The 4977-nt window shown below is 60.6% G+C and carries 2 protein-coding genes and 1 pseudogene; all 3 read left to right on the top strand.

Annotation, left to right across the window (positions count from 1 at the left end):
- Positions 1-244 precede the first annotated feature (244 nt).
- Positions 245-529, top strand: a pseudogene (locus AC1DO7_RS39315) (calcium-binding protein); the annotation flags it as partial.
- 212 nt (positions 530-741) lie between these two features.
- Complete coding sequence (locus tag AC1DO7_RS39310) at positions 742-1362, top strand: DUF6880 family protein (protein ID WP_441622011.1); 621 nt, start codon at positions 742-744, stop codon at positions 1360-1362.
- Positions 1363-1388: 26 nt separating this feature from the next.
- Positions 1389-4976 (top strand): SNF2-related protein, encoded by a 3588-nt coding sequence (locus AC1DO7_RS39305; RefSeq protein ID WP_477117420.1) that lies wholly within the window; start codon positions 1389-1391, stop codon positions 4974-4976.
- Position 4977 lies beyond the last annotated feature (1 nt).

Genomic DNA, 4977 nt, shown 5'->3' with positions numbered 1-4977 from the left:
CGCTACTGCAGCGCTCACGGATGAATGGCATGGCTTGCCTGGGGCAATACGAAGCTGCGCTAGAGACCGCTGTGGGCTGAGTTCTCGGCAGGCGCAAGATGGAAAGCACCCGCGGCTATGTTGAAGAGTTGCAGGGCACAAGGCGCTGGCGCAAGCGGCCTGACCGCCAGTTGGCGGAGTTGTATACCGAATTCGGGGCCGAGTTGGAACGCGCCTCGCGCGCAGGCGGTTATCGAACGACATCATGGCCAAGCTAAAGCTCAACGCGCAACGTGAGCATCGCATCGAGATGGAAATCGTCGTCGACGCGTCTACCGAGGAGGAGCGTGCGCTATCGTGGTACTGCTACCTGGAAGAAGAGTTCTCGTTTCCATTCAAAGCCAGTGTTCGCAAGGCGATGGACTCCTCGCCGCTGCCCATCGGCGAACACGTCTTGGTCACCGGACTCGCTCATGAAGATCTCCRCCGGGTCGGCATTTTTGCCTAGGTTCGGTGGGGCGAATGCGACGTGGTGGCGCCCCTAGCCCAGATCGATCCGGTGAACGGCGACAAGCCGACGCGCGTTGCGGTCGCGGACTGGCACTACTGGCGCGATCAAGGTTACGCATTCGGAATCCAGAGAGCCATTGCGCTGTCGCGGACGGAGCTTGCTTACCTCGTGCCTCGATCTCACGCAGCAACGGCCGTCGCGCGTGTCCGGTGTGCTCGGTTGCATCCGGGGAATTTTGAGGGAGGGAGTTGTTGTCGATCGACGATGAAATTGATGTCAAAGCCGTGGCGACGATCAAACCGGAGCGCCAGGGGACGGTGCTGGCCGAGTTGGCCAGGACGCATCCCCGTCTACGGCGTCGCTTGCGATTTGAGCTGGCCGCCCCCCACGGCGAGAACATGGTCGCTGCCGTCCGCGAATGGATCAGTGAACTCGGCGCGCAAACGTCGTTTCTCGACGCGGAACAGCTCAGCGAATTGGCAGCGGAGCTCGATGCCATCCGGGTGGCCATCGCCTCCTCTATTGCCGGAGCTGCCCCCGATCGCGCACCCGACCTGATGTGGGAATTCTTCGCGCTGGCCGGAACGGTCTATGAACGCACGACCGAAGAGGGATGGGAAGTCAGTGGTATCTTTGACGAGGCCTGCTCCGATCTGGTCAAGGTGAGTGCCCACGCAGGCGTCGACCCTGCACTATTCGCCACGAAAGTTGTCGCCGCGCTCAATGCCGATCAATATGGAGAGTACCGTGCGCTGATCGGGGCGATTGCATCAGCTGAGCCGTGGGCGCCAGCCTACCCCGGCCAATTGACGGCCTTGCTCAAGCGCATGAGCAGGACAAAGAACAGAGGGCACCTGCTGCCCCCCGGATGACGGCAACGACAGCGACGACGGTAGCAATGACAGAAAGAAATCAGCGGGCGAACGCGATTCGCTGGATCCAGGCCCAGATGGCCGAGTACGGGCTGCCGATGGAGGAACTGGAGGCAGCGGGGCGCTTTGATCCGGCGCCGGGGAATGGCACTGATTTGGATAGCGGATTCCCCTCAGATCGGAAAATCCACCGAGCATTGAAGGAGGCCCGGCCAGTGGTGCGACAGTCCTTCGGTAGAACGTGGTGGGGCGAGCAAYGGCTCAATGCCCTGACACACATCGACTACGACAATCGTCTGCCGCGCGGGCGGACCTACGCGAACAAAGGAGCGGTCAAGGATCTTGTCGTCAGGGCCGGGACGATCCACGCCCAGATACAGGGCTCCCGGCCACGTCCCTACCAGGTGACGATCACGGTACCGCCGCTTTCCGCCAAGGATTCCGCACGGCTTCTGGACGCCATCGCCGCCGAGCCCACCCTGATCGCCCGGATGCTCAACCGGGAACTGGATCCGTCGGTGCTGGACCACGCACGCAATCTTGGGATTTCCGTCTTCCCTGCCCGGTGGAAGGACCTCGATATGCAATGCTCCTGCCCCGATTGGGCCGTGCCTTGCAAGCACTTGGCGGCGGTGATTTACCTCCTGAGCCGGGAAATCGACGGCAATCCGTTCCTGGTGTTTTCATTGCGGGGTGTCGACCTGGCGCAAGCCTTGAAGTCGCGCGACATCCATTTGGCGCCGGCAGCTGGGGCTGTCCTCCCCACGTTGACCGAGTTGCTGCCGACAGCTTCAGAGGCCCTGGCTGATGCGGGGGATCTTGCTGCGCTTGATCAGCTGGATTTCTCCGGGATTCCGGACCTGTCCGATCCACTGCTACAGGTGCTGCCGGCGCGCCCCACTTTCTTTCCCAATGGAGATTTTCGCGAGACGTTGCGGCGTCTTCTGGCACGTTCGAGAAAGGCCGCGCGACAAGCCATGGATTCCCGCGCCGGTGCCGTCGACGCGCAGCGCCTCACGTTCTCCGGTGATGACCGGCCGGGGATTGAACTGGACGCAAGATTGCACCCGTCGGTGTTCGGCACGAAGGACATCACCACCATCGAAGCACTGGAAGCAGCACTGGCTCACGTAGATGTGAGCAATCTGCCAGACGTGCAGCCCGAGGTCGCCGCGCTGTTCYAAGTGCGCTTGACGGCACTGCAGTTGATCGCGCATGGCGCGGTGATCCCGCAAATCCTCTTGGAGGATACCGACACTGTCTTGCTGCGCTGGCTCCCAGCCACGCTCGATGGTTTCGTGGCGACCGTCATGCAGCGACTTGCCACTGCGTTGCCAGCTGGCCTGGTCAAGACCGGGAAGGGAAGGAAGCGTGCCGTCCTCACCCAGGAGGCCCAGGCAACGTTCCTCTGTTCTCTGTTTCTGAATCACTTCATTCACGCATGGGCGGATGGCGCCAGCGAAAAGCCCCTCGGGAATAAGACGATGGCCTTGTTCTTCTGCACCGGCCGAGCCCGCTACGACGGTCCCGGTGAAGGGGAAATCGCCGCCGGCATTCACACCTGGCTATCCCGATACCATCTGGCGCGCCGAGAACATGTACCGGTGCTATGCCTCGAGGAGGCAAAAGCGGGCCATTTCGGGCTGGCACTCGCGATCGAGCATCGTTCGGCAGCGCTGGAGAAACCAGTACCACTGGCAGCGATTCTGACCGATGAGGCCTGGTCGAAGGGCCGTTTTGGCATTCTGCAGACAATCGCGCTACTGGCCGAGTTTTTCCAACCGCTCAATGCCTATATCAGTGCTGGCGCCAAGACCCCCGTCAAGATTGCTGCGGATGAGCTGCCGGCCTTGCTGTTTGATACGCTGCCGGTAATCCGCTTGCTCGGGATTCGCGCGCTGCTACCGAAGGCGCTCAACCATCTACTGCGACCTCGCCTGTCCATGCAGATCAAGGGTACGGCGACCGATACTGCGGGATTTTTTCGCGCCGACGATGTTCTTGCCTTCGACTGGAAAGTGGCCGTCGGTAACCATCTCATTACGCGCGCCGAGTTTGAAAGGTTGGTGAAGGATGCCGCAGGCGTTGTACGTTTCAAAGGGGCGTACGTCTATCTGGATCCCAAAGAGATCGAGCGCCTGCGTGCCCAACTGCTTAAGCCATTGGCACCTTCGGGCGCTGAACTGTTGCGCGTGGCCCTCGCAGGCGAACTCGCCGGCACGACCGTTGGCCTGGATGCCAAGGCCCGCAAGATCATTCAAGATTTGGTGGAAGCGGGCACGGTCCCGTTGCCTCGTGGTATCAACGCCACCCTACGCCCTTACCAGCAGCGGGGTTATGCCTGGCTTTATCGCAACGCGCGAATCGGTTTGGGCAGCGTGATCGCCGATGACATGGGGTTGGGCAAAACACTGCAGGTCATCGCTACGCTGCAAAAGCTCAAGGAGGATGGCGCGCTTGACGACGCCAAGGCCCTGGTCATCGTGCCTACCAGTTTGTTGACCAATTGGCAGAAGGAAATTGGGCGTTTCGCCCCCAACCTGAGCGTTGGCATCTTCCACGGCAGCAAGCGTGAGCTCGCGGTGAGTCGGCCTGATGTCCTGCTGACGACCTACGGTATCGCGCGTACGGCYGCTGCTACCCTCCATGCCTTGGCATGGCGCGTCGTCGTAGTGGATGAGGCCCAGAACATCAAGAACCCGGCTGCCGCCCAGACCAAGGCCGTGAAAGCGATCGCGGCCAGCAGCTTTATTGCCATGAGTGGGACGCCGGTGGAGAACCGCTTGTCCGAGTACTGGAGCATCCTGGACTTTGCGAACCGGGGCTATCTGGGAAGCCTCAATCAATTCGCGCGGGAATATGCGATGCCGATTCAGATCCAGCGCGATCAGCATGTCGTGCAGCGCTTCAAGCGGGTCACGGCCCCCTTCCTGCTGCGACGCCTGAAAGCCGACAAGGCCGTCATCAGCGATCTGCCCGACAAGATCGAGCAGGATCAATACTGCACGCTGACCAAGGCCCAGACGGCGCTGTATCAATCGGTGGTACAGGAGGGATTGCGAGTCATCTCAGGGGAATCCGACACCTTCAAGCGCCAAGGCCTGGTGCTGCAGATGATTCTGGCATTGAAGCAGATCTGTAACCATCCGGCGCAATATTTGAAACAGGGACAGGCCGACGCGGCGGCGTCTGGCAAAGCGGAGCGTTTTTTCGAGCTCATCGACGATATCCACGCCAGCCACGAAAAGGTGCTGGTATTCACCCAGTTCCGCGAGATGGGAACCCTGCTCTGCAGTTGGCTGCGACAGCGATATGGCCGCGATCCGCTATTTCTGCACGGGGGTGTCGTGCGAACCAAACGAGATGCTATGGTCGAGCGATTTCAAAACGACCGTACCGAGCGTGTATTTATTCTGTCACTTAAAGCCGGCGGGACAGGGCTAAATCTGACCGCGGCCTCCAACGTCATCCATTACGATCTATGGTGGAATCCAGCGGTGGAAGCGCAGGCAACCGACCGAGTCTATCGCATTGGCCAACAGCGCAACGTTCAGGTCCACCGATTCATCACTCGCGCTACGTTTGAAGAGCGTATCAATGACGCGTATCAATGAC

The organism is Cupriavidus sp. 05N40, assembly GCF_056397305.1.
The sequence above is the reverse complement of the archived record's forward strand: the minus strand, read 5'-3'. Positions and strand labels throughout refer to the sequence as shown.